Annotated in this window: 3 protein-coding genes; all 3 read left to right on the forward strand. The window is 68.0% G+C overall.

The window, feature by feature from the left end; translation table 11 throughout:
- A partial coding sequence (gene metH, locus ACX6XY_RS29810; RefSeq protein ID WP_460337663.1) for a methionine synthase occupies positions 1 to 2,622 on the forward strand: 2,622 nt, incomplete at its 5' end.
- A complete protein-coding gene (metF, locus tag ACX6XY_RS29815; protein ID WP_460337666.1) occupies positions 2,619 to 3,566 on the forward strand; it encodes a methylenetetrahydrofolate reductase [NAD(P)H] in 948 nt (315 codons plus the stop codon). The genes metH and metF, both read left to right, overlap by 4 nt.
- Positions 3,556 to 3,990, forward strand: a 435-nt coding sequence (locus tag ACX6XY_RS29820; RefSeq protein ID WP_460337669.1) for an adenosylhomocysteinase, incomplete at its 3' end; no start/stop codon positions are given. The genes metF and ACX6XY_RS29820, both read left to right, overlap by 11 nt.

Consider the following 3,990-nt stretch of genomic DNA (forward strand, 5'->3'; position numbering starts at 1 on the left):
TACGGCCTGTCGCTGGTGGGCGGCTGCTGCGGGACGACGCCGGAGCATCTGCGGCAGGTGGTGGAGCGGGTGCGCGGTCTGACGCCGTCGGTGCGGGAGCCGCGTCCGGAGCCGGGTGCGGCGTCGTTGTATCAGTCGGTGGCGTTCCGTCAGGACACGTCGTATATGGCGATCGGGGAGCGGACGAACGCGAACGGGTCGAAGAAGTTCCGGACCGCGATGCTGGAGGCGCGGTGGGATGACTGTGTGGAGATGGCCCGTGACCAGATCCGCGAGGGCGCGCACATGCTGGACTTGTGTGTGGATTATGTCGGCCGGGACGGTGTGGCCGACATGGCCGAGCTGGCCGGGCGGTTCGCGACCGCCTCGACCCTGCCGATCGTGCTGGATTCCACCGAGGTGGAGGTGATCGAGGCGGGGCTGGAGAAGCTGGGCGGCCGGGCGGTGATCAACTCGGTGAACTACGAGGACGGCGACGGCCCCGAGTCCCGCTTCGCGAAGGTCACCTCCCTGGCCCGCGAGCATGGTGCGGCGCTGATCGCGTTGACGATCGATGAGGAGGGCCAGGCCCGCACGGTGGAGACGAAGGTCGCCATCGCCGAACGCCTCATCGACGACCTCACCGGCAACTGGGGGATCCGGGAGTCGGACATCCTGATCGACTGCCTGACGTTCACGATCTGTACGGGGCAGGAGGAGTCGCGTGGGGACGGGATCGCGACGATCGGGGCGATCCGGGAGCTGAAGCGCCGCCATCCGCAGGTGCAGACCACGCTGGGGTTGTCGAACATCTCCTTCGGTCTGAACCCGGCTGCCCGTGTGCTGCTGAACTCGGTGTTCCTGGATGAGTGTGTGAAGGCGGGGCTGGACTCGGCGATCGTGCACGCCAGCAAGATCCTGCCGATCGCGCGGTTCGACGAGGAGCAGGTCACCACGGCCCTGGATTTGATCTACGACCGGCGCACCGACGACTACGATCCGTTGCAGAAGCTGATGGCCCTCTTCGAGGGGGCCACGGTGAAGTCGATGAAGGCGGGCAAGGCGGAGGAGCTGGCCGCGCTGCCTTTGGACGAGCGTCTGCAGCGCAGGATCATCGACGGCGAGAAGAACGGCCTGGAACCCGATCTCGACGAGGCCCTGCAGTCGCGTCCGGCGCTGGATATCGTCAATGACACGCTTCTGGCGGGGATGAAGGTGGTCGGGGAGCTGTTCGGGTCGGGGCAGATGCAGCTGCCGTTCGTGCTGCAGTCGGCTGAGGTGATGAAGTCCGCGGTCGCCTACCTCGAACCCCACATGGAGAAGAGTGATGCGGAGGGCAAGGGCACGATCGTGCTGGCCACCGTCCGCGGCGACGTCCACGACATCGGCAAGAACCTCGTCGACATCATTTTGTCCAACAACGGCTATAACGTCGTCAACCTGGGCATCAAACAGCCCGTCGCGGCGATCCTGGACGCGGCCGAAGAACACCGCGCGGACGTGATCGGCATGTCCGGGCTCCTGGTCAAGTCCACCGTGATCATGAAAGAGAACCTCCAGGAACTCAACCAGCGCCGCCTGGCCGCCGACTACCCCGTCATCCTCGGCGGCGCCGCCCTCACCCGCGCCTACGTCGAACAAGACCTCCACGACATCTACGACGGCGAAGTCCGCTACGCCCGCGACGCATTCGAGGGCCTGCGCCTGATGGACGCCCTGATGGGCATCAAACGCGGCGTGCCCGGAGCCGGACTCCCGCCGCTGAAGCAACGCCGCGTCAAAACCACCACCGCCGCCAGCGTCGCGGTGGAGGAGAACCCCGAACAGGGCCCGGCCCGTTCCGACACCGTCACCGACAACCCGATTCCGGCCCCGCCGTTCTGGGGCACGCGTGTGGTCAAGGGCATCCAGCTCAAGGAATACGCGTCCTGGCTGGATGAGGGGGCGTTGTTCAAGGGCCAGTGGGGTTTGAAGGGCGACACGATCGAGGGGGAGGGGCGGCCGCGGCTGCGGATGTGGCTGGACAAGCTGCACACCGGCAGCCTGCTGGAGGCGGCCGTGGTGCACGGCTACTTCCCGTGTGTGTCCAAGGGCGACGACCTGATCATCCTCGATGAGAAGAGCGGTGGCGAGCGGACGCGTTTCACGTTCCCCCGTCAGCGTCGTGGCCGCCGTCTGTGCCTGGCCGACTTCTTCCGCCCCGAAGACTCCGGCGAAACCGACGTCGTCGGCCTCCAGGTCGTCACCGTCGGCTCCAGGATCGGCGAGGCCACGGCCGAGCTGTTCGAGGCGAACGCCTACCGCGACTACCTCGAACTGCACGGCCTGTCCGTCCAGCTCGCCGAGGCGCTGGCCGAGTACTGGCACGCCCGCGTCCGCGCCGAGCTGGGTATCGCCGCTGCCGACCCGACGGGCATGGACGGCATGTTCCGCACCGAGTACCAGGGCTGCCGCTACTCACTGGGCTACCCCGCCTGCCCCAACCTCGAAGACCGCGCCAAGATCGCCCAGCTCCTGGAGCCGGAACGGATCGGCGTCCACCTCTCCGAAGAGTTCCAGCTCCACCCCGAACAGTCCACCGACGCCCTCGTCATCCACCACCCCCAGGCCAACTACTTCAACGCGGGGAGTGACAGAAGATGACACCCCAACAGCCCTCACAGCCCCAACAGCCCACGTTCTCCTTCGAGTTCTTCCCGCCCAAGACAGACAAGGGCGAGCGGACCCTGTGGGACACCGTCCGCCGGGTCGAAGCCCTCCGCCCGGACTTCGTCTCCGTCACCTACGGCGCGGGCGGCACCTCCCGCGAACGCACCGTCGCCGTCACCCGCGACATCGCCGCCCACACCACGCTGCGCCCCGTCGCGCACCTCACCGCCGTCGGCCACTCCGTCGCCGAACTGCGCACCATCATCGGCCAGTACGCGGACGCCGGAATCCGCGACGTCCTCGTCCTGCGCGGCGACCCGCCAGGCGACCCCAAAGGCCCCTGGACCCCTCACCCCCACGGCCTCACCCACGCCCGCCAGCTCGTCGAACTCGTCCGCAGCCTGGGCGACTTCACCATCGGCGTCGCGGCGTTCCCCGAACGCCATCCCCGTTCACCCGACTGGGACAGCGACATCCGCCACTTCGTCGCCAAATGCAAGGCCGGGGCGGACTACGCCATCACCCAGATGTTCTTCCACGTCGAGGACTACCTGCGCCTGCGCGACCGGGTCGCGGCGGCGGGCTGCGACACCCCGATCATCCCGGAGATCATGCCCGCCACCGACGTACGCCAGATCCGCCGTTTCGCCGAACTCAGTGACGCCGCCTTCCCCGAAGACCTCGCCCACCGACTCGAAGCAGCCCGCGACGACCCTGCCACAAGCCACCGCATCGGCGTCGACCACGCCACCGCCATGGCCGACCGCCTCCTCACCGAAGGCGCGCCCGGCCTGCACTACATCACCCTGAATCGCTCCACCGCGGCACTCGACATCCACCAGCGCATCCTCGCGAGCCACCCTGCGGCCCAGCCGCCCCAGCCGCCCCAGCTGCACCCGTTCCCGTACGCGACCTCAAGGAGCCGCAGTGCCCGCTGAAACACCTGTCGACACCATCGACTTCAAGGTCGCCGACCTCTCCCTCGCCGCGTTCGGCCGCAAGGAGATCACGCTGGCCGAGCACGAGATGCCGGGCTTGATGGCGCTCCGTGAGAAGTTCGCGGACAAGCAGCCGCTGGCCGGGGCCCGGATCACGGGTTCGCTGCACATGACCGTACAGACGGCCGTCCTGATCGAGACCCTGACGGCACTCGGTGCGGAGGTCCGCTGGGCGTCCTGCAACATCTTCTCCACGCAGGACCACGCGGCCGCCGCGATCGCCGCCGCCGGTATACCGGTCTTCGCCTGGAAGGGCGAGACGCTGGAGGAGTACTGGTGGTGCACCGAGCAGGCTCTGACCTGGCCGGACGCGCCCACCGGCGGCCCGAACATGATCCTGGACGACGGCGGCGACGCCACGCTC

The sequence above is a fragment of the Streptomyces sp. O3 genome (assembly GCF_054788135.1).

Bases quoted from the DNA above. Each gene is read 5' to 3' on its own strand.
- metF (WP_460337666.1), top strand. From the start codon at position 2,619: ATGACACCCCAACAGCCCTCACAGCCCCAACAGCCCACGTTCTCCTTC.